Source organism: Promicromonospora sp. MEB111 (genome assembly GCF_030209445.1).
GTDB lineage: Bacteria > Actinomycetota > Actinomycetes > Actinomycetales > Cellulomonadaceae > Promicromonospora.
Window position 1 is genome coordinate 203,479 of the sequence record NZ_JARVSD010000016.1, and the last position, 16,163, is coordinate 219,641.

The 16,163-nt window shown below is 74.0% G+C and carries 11 protein-coding genes; 5 read left to right on the forward strand and 6 right to left on the reverse strand.

Annotation, left to right across the window (positions count from 1 at the left end):
* Positions 1-53: 53 nt before the first annotated feature.
* From QRN56_RS20150 to QRN56_RS20170, 5 genes are all read right to left on the reverse strand, one after another.
* Complete coding sequence (locus QRN56_RS20150) at positions 54-2,654, reverse strand: amylo-alpha-1,6-glucosidase (RefSeq protein ID WP_285106222.1); 2,601 nt, start codon at positions 2,652-2,654, stop codon at positions 54-56.
* Positions 2,655-3,025: 371 nt separating this feature from the next.
* Positions 3,026-4,192 carry a hypothetical protein gene (locus QRN56_RS20155; protein ID WP_285106223.1) on the reverse strand — a complete coding sequence of 389 codons (1,167 nt, stop codon included), beginning with the start codon at positions 4,190-4,192 and terminating at the stop codon, positions 3,026-3,028.
* Positions 4,193-4,269: 77 nt separating this feature from the next.
* Positions 4,270-5,241 (reverse strand): alpha/beta hydrolase, encoded by a 972-nt coding sequence (locus QRN56_RS20160; protein ID WP_285106224.1) that lies wholly within the window; start codon positions 5,239-5,241, stop codon positions 4,270-4,272.
* A gap of 135 nt (positions 5,242-5,376) precedes the next feature.
* On the reverse strand, positions 5,377-6,030 hold the full coding sequence (locus tag QRN56_RS20165; RefSeq protein ID WP_285106226.1) for a LuxR C-terminal-related transcriptional regulator: 654 nt from the start codon (positions 6,028-6,030) through the stop codon (positions 5,377-5,379).
* Between the two features lies 1 nt (position 6,031).
* Positions 6,032-7,384 (reverse strand): sensor histidine kinase, encoded by a 1,353-nt coding sequence (locus tag QRN56_RS20170; RefSeq protein WP_285106228.1) that lies wholly within the window; start codon positions 7,382-7,384, stop codon positions 6,032-6,034.
* Between the two features lie 131 nt (positions 7,385-7,515).
* On the opposite strand from QRN56_RS20170, the gene QRN56_RS20175 reads away from it, so the two are divergent.
* From QRN56_RS20175 to QRN56_RS20185, 3 genes are all read left to right on the forward strand, one after another.
* A complete protein-coding gene (locus QRN56_RS20175) occupies positions 7,516-9,222 on the forward strand; it encodes a glycosyltransferase family 2 protein (protein ID WP_285106230.1) in 1,707 nt (568 codons plus the stop codon).
* Between the two features lie 150 nt (positions 9,223-9,372).
* Positions 9,373-10,632: a LacI family DNA-binding transcriptional regulator gene (locus QRN56_RS20180; protein ID WP_285106231.1), complete on the forward strand. Its 1,260-nt coding sequence runs from the start codon at positions 9,373-9,375 to the stop codon at positions 10,630-10,632.
* A complete protein-coding gene (locus tag QRN56_RS20185) occupies positions 10,629-12,806 on the forward strand; it encodes a beta-galactosidase (protein ID WP_285106232.1) in 2,178 nt (725 codons plus the stop codon). The genes QRN56_RS20180 and QRN56_RS20185 overlap by 4 nt, the downstream gene beginning before the upstream one ends.
* 29 nt (positions 12,807-12,835) lie before the next feature.
* Here the strand turns inward: QRN56_RS20185 and QRN56_RS20190 are convergent, their stop codons facing one another.
* Positions 12,836-13,387 carry a MarR family winged helix-turn-helix transcriptional regulator gene (locus tag QRN56_RS20190; RefSeq protein WP_285106234.1) on the reverse strand — a complete coding sequence of 184 codons (552 nt, stop codon included), beginning with the start codon at positions 13,385-13,387 and terminating at the stop codon, positions 12,836-12,838.
* Positions 13,388-13,545: 158 nt separating this feature from the next.
* Here QRN56_RS20190 and QRN56_RS20195 point away from each other — a divergent pair, with 158 nt between their 5' ends.
* The gene (locus QRN56_RS20195; protein WP_285106236.1) at positions 13,546-13,977 is read left to right on the forward strand and encodes a pyrimidine dimer DNA glycosylase/endonuclease V; all 432 of its coding nucleotides are present in this window, start codon (positions 13,546-13,548) and stop codon (positions 13,975-13,977) included.
* A 12-nt stretch (positions 13,978-13,989) separates the two neighbouring features.
* Entirely contained in the window at positions 13,990-16,158 is a 2,169-nt protein-coding gene (locus tag QRN56_RS20200) for an MMPL family transporter (protein ID WP_285106238.1), read from the forward strand.
* Positions 16,159-16,163 lie beyond the last annotated feature (5 nt).

Sequence of the window (16,163 nt, forward strand, 5' to 3'; positions counted from 1 at the left end):
CAGAAAAGGGCGAAGATCCAGCACTCAACGGTGCGGTCCGAGTCGGGGGTGGTTCACCAGGTGAGGTGGGTGTCGCCCTTCGTGACGTGGAAGGTGTGCGGGCGGGCGCCCGGGACCGTCACCGTGATCGTCGTGCGGGCCGTCGTCGTGACGTCCATCGAGCTCCCGCCGCGGACGGCGTCCAGCACCACGTCCCGGGCGACGATCCGGCCGCCCTCGGCGCGCACCACCGTGCGGCCGTCACGCTCCAGCGTCGTCGTACGCGGACCCGCCGTCACGGACCACGCGTGTCCCTTCAGGGGCACCTCCGAGACGGTGTTGGTGCCGGGCAGGCCGAGCGTGCCGAAGCGGAAGCCGTCGGCGTCGCCCCACGGCTCGTCCGCGATGAGCTCCTGCGTGCTCATCAGCGGCATCAGGTTGGACCACGAGTACGTGCGCCACGCGGTGTCCGTGGCCACGGAGTTGATGACCTGGCCGGGCTCGGGGTCGAAGTACTCCGGGAACCAGCCGATCTCCTTGTAGGAGGTCAGCCACATCGCCGTCGACTTCGTGGCCACCTCGGCGGCCGCCTCGTCCAGGCCGTACCGCTTGAGGCCGTCGTAGACGGTGGCGTTCATCGGGGGCCAGGCGGCGCCCTGCCACTCCTCGCAGGAGTCCTCCTCGCCCGGCGACTGGAAGTACCGGTAGGCCACCGTCGACTCGTTGGCGCGCCCGGCGCAGAACGCCGGGTCGTTGCGCGCCACGCTCGGGATGACGAACTCGCCGCCGTACTCCTCCGGGTTCTCCAGGTGGTCGCGCACCAGGATCTCCGCACGCTCCGGCGTCGCCAGCCCGCCGAACAGCGGGTAGAAGACCGTGGGCGTGTTGGTCGGCTCCCAGCTCCCGTCGAGGTACCGGTTGAGGTAGAGGCCGCGCTCCTCGTTCCACAGGTGCTCGTTCATGCGCACCTCGAGCCGCTCGTGCAGCGCGGCGTACCGCTCCGCCCCGGCGGTGTCGCCGAGCACCGTGGCCATCTGCGCCAGGTTCTCGGCCATGAGCCCGTAGTAGGAGTTGAGCGCGACGTCGGTCAGGTTGGTGTTCTCGCGCGTGTCGGTGCCGCCGTCGCGCGGGACCTCGACGTAGTTCCAGTACTGCGGGCTGTCGTCCAGGCCGAGGTGGTTGCCGCGGCCGCCCCGCCGCTCCTCCACCCATGGGCTCTCCAGCAGCCCGTCCTGGTCGGTGTCGAACTCCGGCATCCGCTCGATGTACCGCGTCATGATCGGGTAGACGAGCTCCAGGATGCTGCGGTCCCCCGTGCGCGTGTACGCCCGCCAGGCGGCGTAGGTGTGCATCGGGCCGGCGTGGAGCTGGTCGTAGCGCGGACCCTTCTGGTCGTAGAAGTCACGGATGTGGTCGAGCGCCGTCGCGGGGTCGACGCTCAGCTCGGTGATGGCGTCCCAGGCGGAGTCCCAGCCCAGGAAGATGTCGTCACCACCGCCGCCGAGGCCCCACATGACGAACGACCGGTCGTACTTCTCGTCCCAGTTGTCGTTCAGCGACATCGCGTCGCGCAGGTACGTCGCCGCCTGGCCGGTCGGGCCGCGGCCGTGGAGCGTGTCGTCGTCGGCCCGCGCCTCGGCGCGGTCCAGGATCCGCGTCACGTCCCGCGTGCTCAGGCGCGAGCGCTCCGGCGCCTCGGTCGAGACCGCGGCCTGGAACGCGACGGTCTCGCCCTTGTCCAGCGCGTACCGCTGCGCGACGGCGCCCTCGCCCGCCGCGTACTCCTTGCCGGCCAGGCCCTTGAGCAGCTCGGCGACGTTCGCGTAGCCGGTGGTCTCCTCGGGCGTCTCGGTCGAGTCGAGCCGGAAGCTGCCGACCTGGGACGCGTCCCGCACGCCCGCCGACGTCGCGACGATCGAGCGCTCCCCCTCCGGGCGGTACGTGCTGGGCTCGGCCCACGGCGGGCTGGCCTGCAGGAACACCTCGGTGTCGTCGGTCAGGGCGGTCGCCGAGCCCACGATCTCGCCGTCGTCCGTGGTCGAGAACCGCAGCCGGACGGTGCGGGTGTCGCGCACGGCCGCCTCGTACGCGGCCTCCTGGACCGGCAGCTGCTCGCGGGCCTTCGCGACCTCCGCCTCGGACCAGTCCTCGGGGTGCGCGAGGACGGCGCGCAGCGCGCCGATCGTCTCCGGCGTGATGTTCCGGTTGTCCGTGGTCATGTCGATCTCGTAGTACGAGCCGTCGGGCGTGACCGTCCCGATCCGCTTGATCCACGGGACCATGTTGTCGTCGAGCACGCGGCCCTGCGGCGTCACCATGTTGAACGCCAACGAGAACCGCGCGTGCCCCTCGCCGACCAGGAGTGCGCCGTCGAACTCCTGCTCCTTGAAGCCCGGCAGGGCGAACGGGAGGGACCGCGGGGCGTAGTCGTCCTCGGGCCCCCCGCCCCCGGTCCCGGCGGCTCCGGCGACCTGCGCGACGGCGGCGGCGGTGCCGTCGTTCGTGGCGGTGGTGCCGTCGTTCGTGGCGCCGATGCCGGCGGTGGTGGCAGCCGTGCTGGTGACGGCGGCGCCGGTGCTGGCATCGGCGGCGAGCGCGCCCGCCGCGAGCGGGACGGTGACCAGGGCGCCGGCCACGAGGGCGGCTCCGAACCTGGCAGTCGTTCGTCGGCTCATCTATGAACCCTTCACGTCGATGTGAACGCTAACAACCTGAACCCTAGATGCTGGTCACATGACATACAAGTGCAGAGTTGTCCGGATTCGGACGGTCGCGTGCGTGCGTCCCGAGCCGTGTCCCGTACCGCGTGCCCCGTGCCCCGTGCCCCGTGCCCCGTGCCGCATGCCCCGTGCCGCGTGGCTGCCGGCCTCTCGACGGCTACCCAGTCATCGGGCCCAGCACAGATGCCCGATCGCTGGGTAGAAGCGCACATCGTCGGTCGGGGCGGCGCAGCTCGCGATCGACGGCCCCGACCCTCGCGTCCTGCGGCTGCGGCGCCGGACCGGATCGGCGGCCCGAGCGGCCAGTCGGCGGGCCAGTCCCCTGGTCAGCCGGCCGGCCGGGCCTCGGCGAGGCGCAGGAGCAGACGGGCCAGCTGGAACCGCGCGCGTCCGTGCAGCGATCGCGGGTCGTAACCCAGCTCGGTCGTCAGGGCGTCGTGGCGGACCTGGAGCGTCGAGTGGTGCATGCCGAGCGCCGTCGCCGCGGCGCGCACGCTCTCCGCAGCGGCCAGCTCGTCGAGCACGGCGCGGGTCCGGGTGTCGAGCCGCGACAGGGCGACGACGTCCGGCTGCTGGGTCGCGACGTGTTCGAGCGCCCCGACGGCGGCCAGGACGACCCCGAGGTCCCCGGCGTCGACCACGGCGCTGCTCGCCGAGGACAGCCGGAGGGCGAGGAGCGCGGTCCGGAAGGACTCCGCGAGGCGGTCGGCGGGCTGCACGAGTCCCAGCCCGGCAGGCCCGGTGATCCCGGTGTCCCGGCCGAGCACCACGGCACGTACCAGGCCGTCGGGGGTCGCCACGACGGTCGACGGCGCGCCCGACGCGTTTCGCGGCTCCGCCCCCGACGCGTCTCCTGACACCGTTCCCGACAGCGCGGCCGACACGTCCCGCGAGGCCGGGAGCGCCGCGACCCGGTACGCGCGCGCCGGATCGAGTCTGAGCCGGGACAGCGCGATCCGGCGCTCGCCGACGTCCCGGGCCGCGTCGATCAGCGTCGCCAGGGAGCTGCCGGGTTCGCCGTCGTGCCGCGCCCGGACGAGGTCGACGGCCAGCGCCAGCCGCTCGACGACCATGTCGTCGTTGGCGTGGGCGGAACCCTCGCGCTCGAGCCAGACACGTCCGTCGGCGACCGGCCGAGAGATCCGGTGCTCCCGAGAACCCGCAGTCGCGGCGGGGGCCTCGGCAGCACCCACGACCGCGGTGCCGGCAGCCCCGGTCCCGGTCTCAGTCCCCGTCCCGGTCTCAGCCCCCGCCCCGGTTCCGGATCCGGGACCGACGGCGCCGTCCGGCAGCCGGCCGCCGTCGGGACCCACGCGATACGTCCGCCGTCCGACGACGGCGCCGGCGACCGTCCCGCTGAGCACGGCGGCCCCCCGCAGCAGCGCCTGGAGCCCGACGCCGCCCGCCACGAGCACGTCGAAGTAGGTCACGACCTTGAGGCTCTCGCTGGCCGCAGGGTCCAGAGCGGTCAGCCGGCCCACGAGTTCTTGCATGTTCGCTCCATCGCGCGTGTGGGCCAACACACTAGCGGCAGGCGCACCAGCGGGAGGCGCACCGCGGGAGACCGTCGTCAGACGCCGAGCGTGCGCGCGATCCAGGAGTCCCGGGCCGTGCGCATCGCCTTGGCCAGGACGGTGTGCGGGGCCATGATGTCGAACCCGTGGAACCCGCCGGGCCACACGTGCAGCTCCGCCTGCACGCCCGCCGCCCAGAGCGCGGAGGCGTAGGCGACGTCCTCGTCCCGGAAGACCTCCGCGCTGCCGCAGTCGATGAACGCCGGCGGCAGGCCGGTCAGGTCGGTCGCCCGGGCAGGAGCGGCGTAGACCGAGACGTCGTCCGTGCCGCGCCGGTCGCCCAGCAGGGCCGACCACCCCGTGATGTTCGAGCTGCGGTCCCACACGCCGATCCCGTCCATCTGCGTGGTCGAGACCGTCCGGTCGCGGTCGTCGAGCATGGGGTAGATCAGCACCTGGCCCGCGAGCGCGGGACCGCCCTCGTCCCGGGCGATCAGCGCGGTGCCCGCGGCGAGGCCGCCCCCGGCGCTTCCTCCGGCGATGAGCAGGCGGTCGGGGTCGATGCCCAGCTCGGCGGCGTGCTCGGCGGTCCACACGAGACCCGCATAGCAGTCCCGGACGGGGTACGGGTCGGGGAACTCGGGTGCGAGGCGGTACTCCACCGTGACCACGACCGCGTCGAGGTCGTTGATCCAGCCCAGGAGCAGGTCGAGCCCCACGAACCGGTCGCCCATGATCATCCCTCCTCCGTGGGTGTGGAAGATCCCCGGGCCGACGCCGGTCCGGCCCTGCCGGCTCAGCACGCTCACCTCGATCTCGTCGCCGTCGTGCCCCGGAACGGTGACGTCGCGGCGCACGATCCCGGCCGCGGCGAGCACGTCGTCAACGCTGACCTCGGACGCGGGCGCGGCCTGACGCAGCAGCGGGATCATCTCGGGCGTGATGCTCGGCGGCATCTGGTCGGAGAGCAGGGTAAGCACGGCCTCGAGCTCAGGATCGAACGGCGGCCTCCTGACGGTCTCGGTCATGTGAACTCCCTCGTTCAGCGGTGTGGCTGCGGCCCCGCAGCGCTGCGACCAGTCTTGACGCCCGGACCCGCGAGGACATCCGCCGAACGGCGCACACCTCGTGCCGATCATCCGCCATCCGGCGGACGCTCCCGCTCAGCCGCGCAGGTACGCGAGCACGGCCCGCACCCGGCGGTGCCCGGTCTCGTCGACGGTGAGGCCGAGCTTGGCGAACACGTTGCCGATGTGCTTGGCCACCGCGGCGTCGCTCACCACGAGCCGCGCGGCGATCTCCGGGTTCGAGCGGCCCTCGGCCATGAGCGCGAGCACCTCCCGCTCGCGGGGCGTCAGGGCATCGAGCGGGGACGCGCGCCGGTCGAGCAGCGACCGGACGATCTGCGGGTCGATCACCGTGCCGCCCGACGCGACGACCTCCAGCGACGTCATGACGTCGCTCACGCGCCCGATGCGGTCCTTGAGCAGGTAGCCGATCCCGCCGGAGGAGCCCGCGAGCAGGTCCCGCGCGTAGGCGTCGGCGACGTACTGCGAGAGCAGGACGACGGGCAGCGCCGGGAAGTGCCGCCGGAGCTCGACCGCCGCGTCGATGCCGTCGTTCTCCAGCCGGGGCGGCATCCGGACGTCCGTGATCACCAGGTCGGGCAGCTCGCCGTGCGCGCCGTCGGCGAGGACCAGCCGCACGAGCTCGTCGGCGTCGCCCGTCACGTGCACCACCTCGTGCCCCACGCGTTCGAGCAACGAGACCAACCCGTCCCGCAGCAGCACCGAGTCCTCCGCCAGCACGACCCGCACGTCAGGCCACCCCGCGGGGCTCGGCAAGATCGCCCGGCCCGACGGCGGCCGCACGAGCCGGCAGGAGCAGGGTGATCGTCGTCGGACCGCCGTCCGGGCTCGTCACCGTCAGGTTCCCGCCGGCCGCCTCGGCACGCTCGCGCAGGCCGGCGAGCCCGGTCCCGGCGCGCGGGTCCGCGCCGCCCACGCCGTCGTCGTGGACCCGGACGGTCAGGACGTCGCCGTCCCGCGCCACCTCGACACCGGCGCCGAGCGCCCGGCTGTGGCGCGCGACGTTCGTCAGGGCCTCGCTGACCACGAAGTAGGCGCACAGCTCGACCTCGGCGTCGAACCGGCCCTCCACCGTGCTCGCCAGCGTCACCGGGACGTGCATGCGTGACGTCAGCTCGTGCACGGCGGGGGTGAGCCCGTGGTCGGCGAGCACCCGCGGGTGGATCGCGCGGACCGTGGAGCGCAGGTCGTCGAGCGCGGCCTCGGCGAGGTCGTGCGCCCGGTCGAGGTGGGCCCGCAGCCAGGCGACGTCGACGCCCGCCCGGGCCAGCTCGGCGGCGTCGAGCTCCGCGAGGTCCAGCTCCGCGGAGCCGAGGGCGATCGCGAGGGTCACCAGCTTCTGCTGGGCACCGTCGTGCAGATCACGTTCGATGCGTCGCAGGTCGCCCTCGAACGACCGGACCAGGTTCGCCCGCGACGCCGTGAGGCGCGCGATCTGACGACGCAGCTCGTCACCGCGTGGCGCGAGGAGGGAACGCGCCAGCGCAGCCTGGGCCAGCGCGAGCAGCCCGACCGCGTAGCCCAGCGCCGGGAGGCCCACCACGGCCACGCCGAAACCGAGCACCACGCCCGCCGGGTTCGTGTCCCAGACAGGATCCCCCGCGACCACCCGTTCCGGGATCGTCACCGCGGCCGTCACCGCCGCGACGACGAGAAGGTGCGCCCCGGCGCAGGCCCAGCCGACGGCGAGGCAGGCCGCCACGTAGAGCACCTCGCGCCAGGTCGCCGCCTCGCCGAGGCGCAGCCGGACCCGGTCCGGCCCGCCCCCGCCCGCTCCGTGCCAACCGGACCTGTTCCCGCCCGCCGGCCCGTGCGGGTCGGCGATGCGGTCCTGCCCGAGCAGGGAGACGCGGAACCGGTCGAGCCGGGCGATCAGGGTGCTGCACGCCAGCGTGACGACCACCAGGAGGGCGACCAGGGCGTACAGCGACTGCGACTGCAGGAGGCCGCTGAAGATCAGGATCACGAAGGGCCCCGTGATCAGCGCGCTCGTGAGGGTGAACAGCCAGGCCCGGGGCAGCCACGCGGACACCAGGTAGCCGGGCCGGCGCAGGGCGAGGGCGAGGCTGTCGGGTCGGCGCACGTCATCACGGTACCGCCGGAGGTTCCGGCCGGAGAGGGTGCGCAGTGGACCCCCGAGGTAGGGCCTGGTCTACCCCCGGCGTCACTCGCACGCCCGTGACCAGCGAGATCGCCGCCGGTGGGATGGGAGGCATGGTGATCACGGGCCCCGATGGCCCCCCTCCGCGTCCCCGTCCGGCCGCTCCGGCGGGCACGTCCTCCGCCGTCCTGCCCGCGCTGTCGCTCACGCTGGCCTGGGGTGGGCTTGCCGCGCTCGCATGGCTCGCGCTCGCCGCGGCCGCCCCGCCGTCGACCCCGGCACTGTGGATGACGACGCCGCCGGCCGCCGGCGCGATCGCCGCTGCCTGGCTGGTCGGCGCGCGGGCCGCCCTGGTCCTGCTCGCCTCGTGCCGGCGCCGGCACCCGTCCGTCGGGTCGCGGGCCCGGGCCACGCGACCCGACCTCGACTCCGTCGTCGCCCTGCTGTACCCGACGGCGGACGACTTCCGGGCCGACGTGGTGCGGCGGAGCATGCGGCAGTCCCACCGCCGGGTCCGGACGGTGATCCTGGACGACTCTCGCACCGGCGCGGCGCGGGCCGCGGTCGACGCCTTCGCCGCGGGCTGCGCGCCGGGCTCTGTCGAGATCGTGCGGCGGGCGGACCGGCGAGGTTTCAAGGCCGGGAACCTCAACAACTACCTGCGCAACCATGCCGACGGCGTGGACGCCGTCGTGATCCTGGACGCCGACCAGGAGATCGGCCCCGACTTCGTCGGCACCGCGCTACGCCACCTCCGCGCCTACCGCGGCGTGGCCGTGGTGCAGGGCGAGATCCGCTCGCGGCGCGGCGGCACCCGGTTCGTCCGCGACTTCCGCGGGATGTTCGACGCCCACCTGCGCGCGATGTCGGCGGGCCGTTCCGCGCTCGGCATCGCCACGTTCGCCGGTCGCGGGGCCCTGCTCGACGTCGGTGCCCTGCGCGCGGCCGGCGGCTTTCCCGAGGTCGTCGCCGAGGACGCCGCGCTGACCCTGGAGCTCGCCGCGCGCGGGTACACGGTCCGGTACGTGCCGGACCTCGTCTCCGTCGAGGACGCCCCCACGGACTACACGGCGTTCACCACCCAGCTCGGCAAGTTCACGGAGGGCGCCATGCAGCTCCTCGGCCGCAAGGGCGGGCTGCTGTTCGACTCCCGGCTGCGCCCCGCGCGACGGCTGGATGTGTTCGTCGACCTCGCCTCCCCGCTCGTGGGCGCCGCGATGACGGTCTCGCTGTTCCCGCTCGCGCTCGCGCTGGCGGCGGCAGCCGGCGGGGGTGCGGGCCGGGCGCCGGGCCTGCCCCTTCCGCTCGGCGCCTCGCTCGGGATCCTCGGCGCGGTGCCGCTGCTGCCGGAGGCGCTCCGCCGGATGCGGGGGCGGGACAGGAGGCAGGGCCGATGGCAGGGCCGGTCGCAGGGCCGGCTGCGGGGCCGGTCGCACCGGCTGTCGACCGTGACCTCCGTGGCGGCGTCCGTCGTGGGCTCCACGCTGGCCGCGATCTCGTTCCTCGTGCGGGGCGCCGCGCTCTACGCGTCCGTGGCCGTCGTGGCGCTGCGCGCCGTCCTGCGGGTCGCCGCGGGGAACGGCGCCCGGTTCGTGGTCACGCCCAAGGAGAATGCCGACCCAGGCCTGCGTTCCAGCCTCCGCCGACGACGGCCCGAGCTCGCCGCCGCGAGCGCCGCGCTCGTCGCCGCCGTACTGCTGACCGGGACCGTCGCGCCGGCCGGGATCTTCTGCGCGGTAGCCGTCACCGCCGTCGGCTACTCGTGGCTGGGCGGGCGCCCGGTGCGACGACGCCCGGCACGACGGCGGCCGAGGTCTTGACTACGTAGTCAGGGCGTGGTTCGCTCGGGCCCGTTGACTACGCAGTCAGTCCGTGATCGACCCAGGGCAGGGCACGATCGGGTGCCGGGTCCCGGAGACACGTCGGGGCCCGGTCGTGACACCGTCCGAGCACAGCGAGGGAGCTGGTCCATGGGTGCCGCACAGCGCGTGTCGCAGCGCGTGTCGATGACGGACGTCGCCCGCCGCGCCGGCGTCTCGCAGAAGACGGTCTCGCGCGTGGTCAACGGTGAGCCCCACGTGGCGGACGCGATCCGCGCGCGGGTCCAGGCCGTGATCGAGGAGCTCGGCTTCCGCCCGAACGCGGCGGCCCGCGCCCTGGTCACCCGCCGGAACCAGCGCATCGGCATGGTCACGATGGGCACCGCGCTGTACGGTCCGACGCAGATCCTGGAGGGAGTCGACGCCGCCCTGCGAGGCTCCGGCTACCACCTGAGCGTCGCGCGCACGCAGGGCGGCGGCGTCGCCGACCTGCAGGCCGCGATCGACGAGCTCGTCGCCCAGGACGTCGCCGGCCTCATCCTCTCCGAGCCGATCGACCTGGGGCACCCGGAGCTGCGCCTGCCGGGCGGGCTGCCGGTGCTCACCTTCGACTCGCCGACGACCGCGGCCGATTCCGCCGGGGCGACCGGCTCCGGCACCGCGGGCTCCGGCACCGCGGGACCCGGCGCCGCGGGCTCCAGCGCCGCCGGGCCCGACGAGCTGGTGCTGGGCGCCGACGAGCTGGCCGGGGCCCGCGCCGCCACCGAGCACCTGCTTTCGCTCGGGCACCGCACCGTGCACCACGTCGCGGGCACCGCGGGCTGGTCGGCCACCGCACGCCGGATCGCCGGCTGGCGCGGCGCGCTGGCCGACGCCGGCGTCACCGCGCCGCCGGTGGTGCACGGCGACTGGAGTCCCCGGTCCGGGTACGAGGCGACCACCGAGCTGCTGCGCCGCGCCCGCTCCCACGGCGACGCCGGCACCGACGCCAGCGCCGACTCCGACTCCGACGCCCGCACCGGCACACCCGTCACGGCGATCTTCGCCGCCAACGACCACATGGCGATCGGCGCCATCCGGGCCGTCGAGCGGGCCGGGCTGCGGGTGCCGCACGACGTCAGCGTCGTGGGCTTCGACGACGCGCCGGAGGCCGAGTACCTGTCCACTCCCCTGACGACCGTGCGCCAGGACTTCGCCGAGGTCACCCGCCTGGCCGTGCACCGCCTGGTGCGCGCCGTCGAGGGCAGGCCGCCCGCGGAGCGGCAGCGGCTGGTCCCCACCCAGCTCGTGGTCCGGGAGAGCACGGCGCCGCCGCCCGAGAGCACGCCACCCCAGAGCACGCCACCCCAGAGCACTCCACCCCAGAGCACTCCGACCGAGAACCCGCACAGACCCGAGAGGCCGTCATGAGCCCCCTGCACCACCTGACCGACGGCGTCCTGTTCGGCGCCGCGTACTACCCCGAGTACCACCGGCCCGAGGACCGGCTCTCGAACCGGCTGGAGAAGGACCTGGACCTCATGGTCGAGGCCGGGTTCTCGGTGATCCGGGTCGGCGAGTCGGTCTGGTCCACGTGGGAGCCGGAGAACGGGCGCTTCGACCTCGACTGGCTCCAGCCCGTGCTCGACGGCGCGCACGAGCGCGGCATCAGGGTGGTGCTCGGCACGCCCACCTACGCGGTGCCGATGTGGCTGGCGCGGCTCCACCCGGAGATCAACGTCGTCCGCGCGGACGGCCGGGCGATGGGCTGGGGTGCGCGCCAGGAGATCGACTACACGCACCCGGCGTTCCTGTTCCACGCCGAGCGGGTCATCCGCGCCGTCGTCGCGCGGTACGCGGCGCACCCCGCCGTCGTCGGCTTCCAGGTGGACAACGAGCCGGGCAACGAGATCTTCCACAACCGGCAGGTCTTCGAGCGGTTCGTCGACCACCTGCGCGGCAGGTACGGCTCGGTCGAGCGGCTGAACGACGAGTGGGGCCTGACGTACTGGTCGCACCGGCTGTCGTCCTGGGCGGACCTCTGGACGCCGTCCGGCAACGCGCAGCCCCAGTACGCGCTCGCCTGGCGCAGGTTCCAGGCGCAGCTCACCACGGATTTCATCGGCTGGCAGGCCGACGTCGTGCGCGAGTACGCGCGCGAGGACCAGTTCGTCACCACGTGCATCTCGTACGAGCGCCCGGGCGTGCAGGACGACGCGCTCACCCGCGAGCTGGACGTGACCGCCGGCAACCCGTACTACCGCATGCGCGACCACCTCGCCCTGCCCCCGAGCGTCGGCGACGACCAGGCCTGGATGACCACGGGGACCTGGTCGCTGTATGCCACCGCGGACCGCATGTACGCCTCGAAGCAGGCGCCGTTCCTCGTCACGGAGACCAACGCGCAGGCGATCGGCGGGCCGTGGCTGAACGAGCCCGCCTACGACGGCCAGTGGCGCCAGGCGGCCTGGGCGCTGGTCTCGCGCGGCGCGACCATGATCGAGTACTGGCACTGGCACACGCTCCCCTATGGCACCGAGACGTACTGGGGCGGCGTGCTGCCGCACTCGCTGGAGCCGGGACGGGTCTACCGGCAGGTCGCGGAGCTCGGCGCCGAGCTCCGCAAGGCCGGCGCCACGGTGGCGAACCTGACGCCGGACGCCGACGTCGCCCTGGTCTGGTCCAACCCCAGCAAGTGGTCGCTGGCCGAGTTCCCGCAGCTCGGCGGCGGCGCCGGCCCGGACCCGCGCGGCTGGCACCGGATCTTCGACTCCTTCTACCGCGGGGCGTTCGACGCCGGGCTGCAGGCGCGGCTCGTGCACGACGCCCAGCTCACCGACGCCACCCCCGAGGACGCCGCACGCGAGCTGCCGGTGCTGGTCGCGGCGGGCGTCACGATCGCCGACGACGCCTGGCTGCAGTGGCTGGAGCGCTACGCCGCGGCGGGCGGTCACCTCGTGCTGGGCATCCGCACCGGGTACGAGGACGAGGAGGCCCGCGCCCGGGCGGAGCGCAAGCCTGCGCACCTGAGCGCCGCGGCCGGCGTCTTCTACGACGAGTTCGCCACGATCGACGCGCCGCTGTCCGTGCACGCGGCGGAAGGATTCGACGTGGCCGACGCCGCCCCGGACGGGGCCCCCGACGATGCCCTTGCCGGCGCGCACGCGACGAGCTGGGTCGACGGGCTGCAGGTCCTGGACGCCGAGGTGCTGGTCGGCTACGAGCACCCGCACTTCGGCCGCTGGCCCGCCGTCACCACCCGGGCGCACGGCGCGGGCCGCGTCACCACGGTCGGCACGGTGCCCGACCCGGCGCTGGCCCGGGCGGTGCTCGCCTGGGTGGCACGGCACAGCGGTCCGGCGGTCCAGGAAGGGCCGGGTGCGAACCCCGAGCCGCGGTGGCGCCCCCAGGCGCCGTCGCAGACCGTGACCGGCGCGCGGAACCCGGCGGGCGAGCGGGTGCGGTTCGTGCACTCGTGGTCCTGGGACCCGAGCGTCTTCGTGCTGCCGGGCGCGGTCCGCGACCTGCTCACCGGCGAGGAGCTGGCCGAGGGCGAGCGGCTCGAGCTCGGCCCGTGGGACGTCCGGGTGCTGCTGGAGGTGTGAGGAAGCGCGGCGTGAGGACGGGCCGGGCGCTAGCCCGGCTCGTGCTCCGTGCTCGCCAGGTCGTCCAGGAACCGCGCGACGATCTCCCGCTCCTTGGGCGTCAGCCGCGCCGCGGCGTCGAACCGCCGGGCGTGGCTGCGCCCCACGGTCTCCCGCGCCGCCCGCCGCGTCTCGACAGACACCTCGATCGCGAGGCTGCGCCGGTCGGACGGGTGAGGGAACCGGTGCACGTGGCCGCCCGCGGCGAGCCGGTCGATCAGCTTGGTGGTCGAGGCCGTGGTGATGCCCAGGTGCTCGGCGATCGCGCCCGGCGTCACGATGCGCCCGTGGTTCTGCATGGCGATGATGAAGCGCAGGGCACGCATGTCGGTCTCGCCGAGCTTCATGTACCGACGCGACGCCTCGCTCATGCGGCGCTCGGTCTCGTGCCACCCGCGCAGGGCCTCCAGGACGCGCACGACCTGGTCGACGTCCCGCTCGTCCATGCCGGCCCGGTGCACGATCTCCTCGTCCGGGTCCATGACTCGGGGGTCCAGCATCGACGGCTGGGACTCGGTATCCGGCACGGGTTCAGGCTCCACGCTCGGATTTTACCCCTGCACATACTGCGTCATACACTTGAATATAGCCTGGCTAGCTAAATCTGGCCGTCCCTGGCATGCCTGTGCCCCGTACCCCCTTCCCGCGCCCGTCGCGGGGAGCGGGCACCCACACCTCACAGAAGGAGCCGACGACGCCCATGAGGCTCTGGTCGCTCGATCCCGCACTGCTCGACCGCCAGGGGCTCGTCGCCTGCTGGCGCGAGGCGCTCCTGGCGCAGGCCGTACTGCTCGGCCGCACTGCGGGATACACCGCACACCCCCAGCTCGAGCGCTTCTCCGCGCACCCGGACCCGGTCGCCGCCATCTCCAGCTACCTCCACGGGGTGCGGGACGAGGCGACGCGGCGCGGCTACCGGTTCGACGCCGAGCGGATCGCCCAGCCGCTGGACCCGAGCACGCGCGACGCCGGCAGGATCGTCGTGACCACCGGGCAGCTCGACCTCGAGCGGCAGCACCTGCTGCGCAAGGTCGCCGTCCGCTCGCCCGGGTACCAGCCGCGGCTCGCACCGGCCGGCACGCCCGCGCCCCACCCGCTGTTCGTCGCCGTGCCCGGCGACGTGGCGAGCTGAGCGGGTCGTCTCGTGAGCACCGCGTCCCGCCCCACCACCCTCACCTCGCGCGTACCGCGCTGGCTCCGGGTGACCCTGCCCGCCGTCCTCATCCTCGTCTGGCTCGTGGGCGCCTCCGTGGGCGGCCCGTACTTCGGCCGGATCGACGAGGTCTCCTCCAACGACCGCACCGCCTACCTGCCCGAGACCGCCGAGGCGACCGAGGTGCAGGAGCGGCTCTCGGGCTTCACCGAGGGCGACGCGATCCCGGCGCTGGTCGTCTTCGTCGCGCCGGACGAGCTCACCGACGACCAGCTCGCCACCATCGGCGACCGCCTGACCGCCGTCGGCGACCTGGACGTGGTGGACGGCGACGTCTCCCCCGCCATCCCCTCGGACGACGGCGTCGCCGCCCAGGCCTTCGTGCCGCTGTCCGGCGACGCGGACGTGGGCGAGGCGACCGCCGAGCTGCGCGAGACCCTCGCCGAGGACCTGCCCGCCGGCGTGGACCTGTACGTCACGGGCCCGGCGGGCTTCTCCAGCGACCTGGTCTCGGCGTTCGCCGGGATCGACGGCCTGCTGCTGGGCGTGGCGCTGGCCGCGGTGCTGGTCATCCTGATCATCGTCTACCGGTCGCTGCTGCTTCCCCTGGCCGTGCTCGCCACCAGCATGTTCGCGCTGTGCATCGCGCTGCTCACGGTCTGGCACCTGGCGAGCTCGGGGGTGCTGCTGCTGAGCGGGCAGACCCAGGGCATCCTCTTCATCCTCGTGATCGGCGCCGCGACGGACTACGCCCTGCTGTACGTGGCGCGCTTCCGCGAGGAGCTGCTGCACACCCCGGACAAGTGGACGGCGACGCTGCGCGCGCTGCGCGGCTCGTTCGAGCCGATCCTGGCGTCGGGAGGCACCGTCATCGCCGGCCTGCTCTGCCTGCTGTTCAGCGAGCTGCGGTCCAACAGCACGCTGGGACCGGTCGCCGCCGTCGGCATCGCGTTCTCGATGCTCGCCGCGCTCACGCTGCTCCCGGCTCTGCTGCTCGCGTTCGGCCGGGCCGCGTTCTGGCCGCGGCGCCCCGTCTACGACGCCGCCGCGGCGGAGTCCGGCGCCGAGGAGGTCGGGCTGTGGGGACGGGTCTCGCGCGCCATCCGCGCCAGGCCGCGCACCATCTGGATCACGACGGCGGCCATGCTCGCCCTCGGCTGCGTGGGCGTCACCCAGCTCCAGGCCTCGGGCGTGCCGCAGTCGGAGCTGGTCCTCGGGTCGTCCGAGGCCCGCGACGGCCAGGAGCGGCTCGCCGAGCACTTCCCGGCCGGTTCGGGCAGCCCGGTCTACGTCGTCGCGCCGCAGGAGGACCTGCAGCGCGCGGCCGACGTCCTGCTCGCGGACGACGGCATCGAGGACGTCGCGGTCACGGCCGACACCGCGAGCTCGACCGCGCCGGTGACCGAGGACGGCGTCCAGCCCTTCGGACCGCCCGGCTCGCCCGCTCCGGAACCCGTGGTGTCCGACGGCGCGGTGCTGCTCCAGGGCACGCTCGGCGACGCCGCGGACTCGCTCGCCGCCGAGCAGACCGTCCGCGACCTGCGCGCCGCCTACGCCGACGAGCTGCCCGCTGCCCTGGTCGGCGGCGAGTCCGCGACCGACCTGGACACGAACGAGGCGTCGATCCGCGACCGCACGGTGATCGTGCCGATCGTGCTCGTGGTGATCCTGGTCATCCTCATGCTGCTGCTGCGCGCGGTGCTCGCACCCGTGCTGCTCGTCCTGACCACCGTGCTGTCCTTCGGGACCGCCATGGGCGTCTCCGCGCTGGTGTTCGACGACGTGCTGGGCTTCCCGGGTGCCGACCCTGCGGTCCCGCTGTTCGGGTTCGTGTTCCTGGTGGCGCTCGGGATCGACTACAACATCTTCCTGATGACCCGCGTGCGCGAGGAGTCGCTCGTGCACGGCACCCGGGAGGGCGTGCTGCGCGGGCTGCGGCTGACGGGCGGCATCATCACGTCGGCGGGCCTGGTTCTCGCGGCGACCTTCACGGCGCTGGCGGTGATCCCGGTGCTGTTCCTGGTCCAGCTCGCCTTCATCGTGGCGTTCGGCGTGCTGCTCGACACGTTCCTCGTCCGCTCGCTGCTGGTCCCGGCCCTCACGTACGACATCGGCCGGAAGGTCTGGTGGCCGTCGCGGCTGGCGCGGGGTGGGGAGTAGGCGAG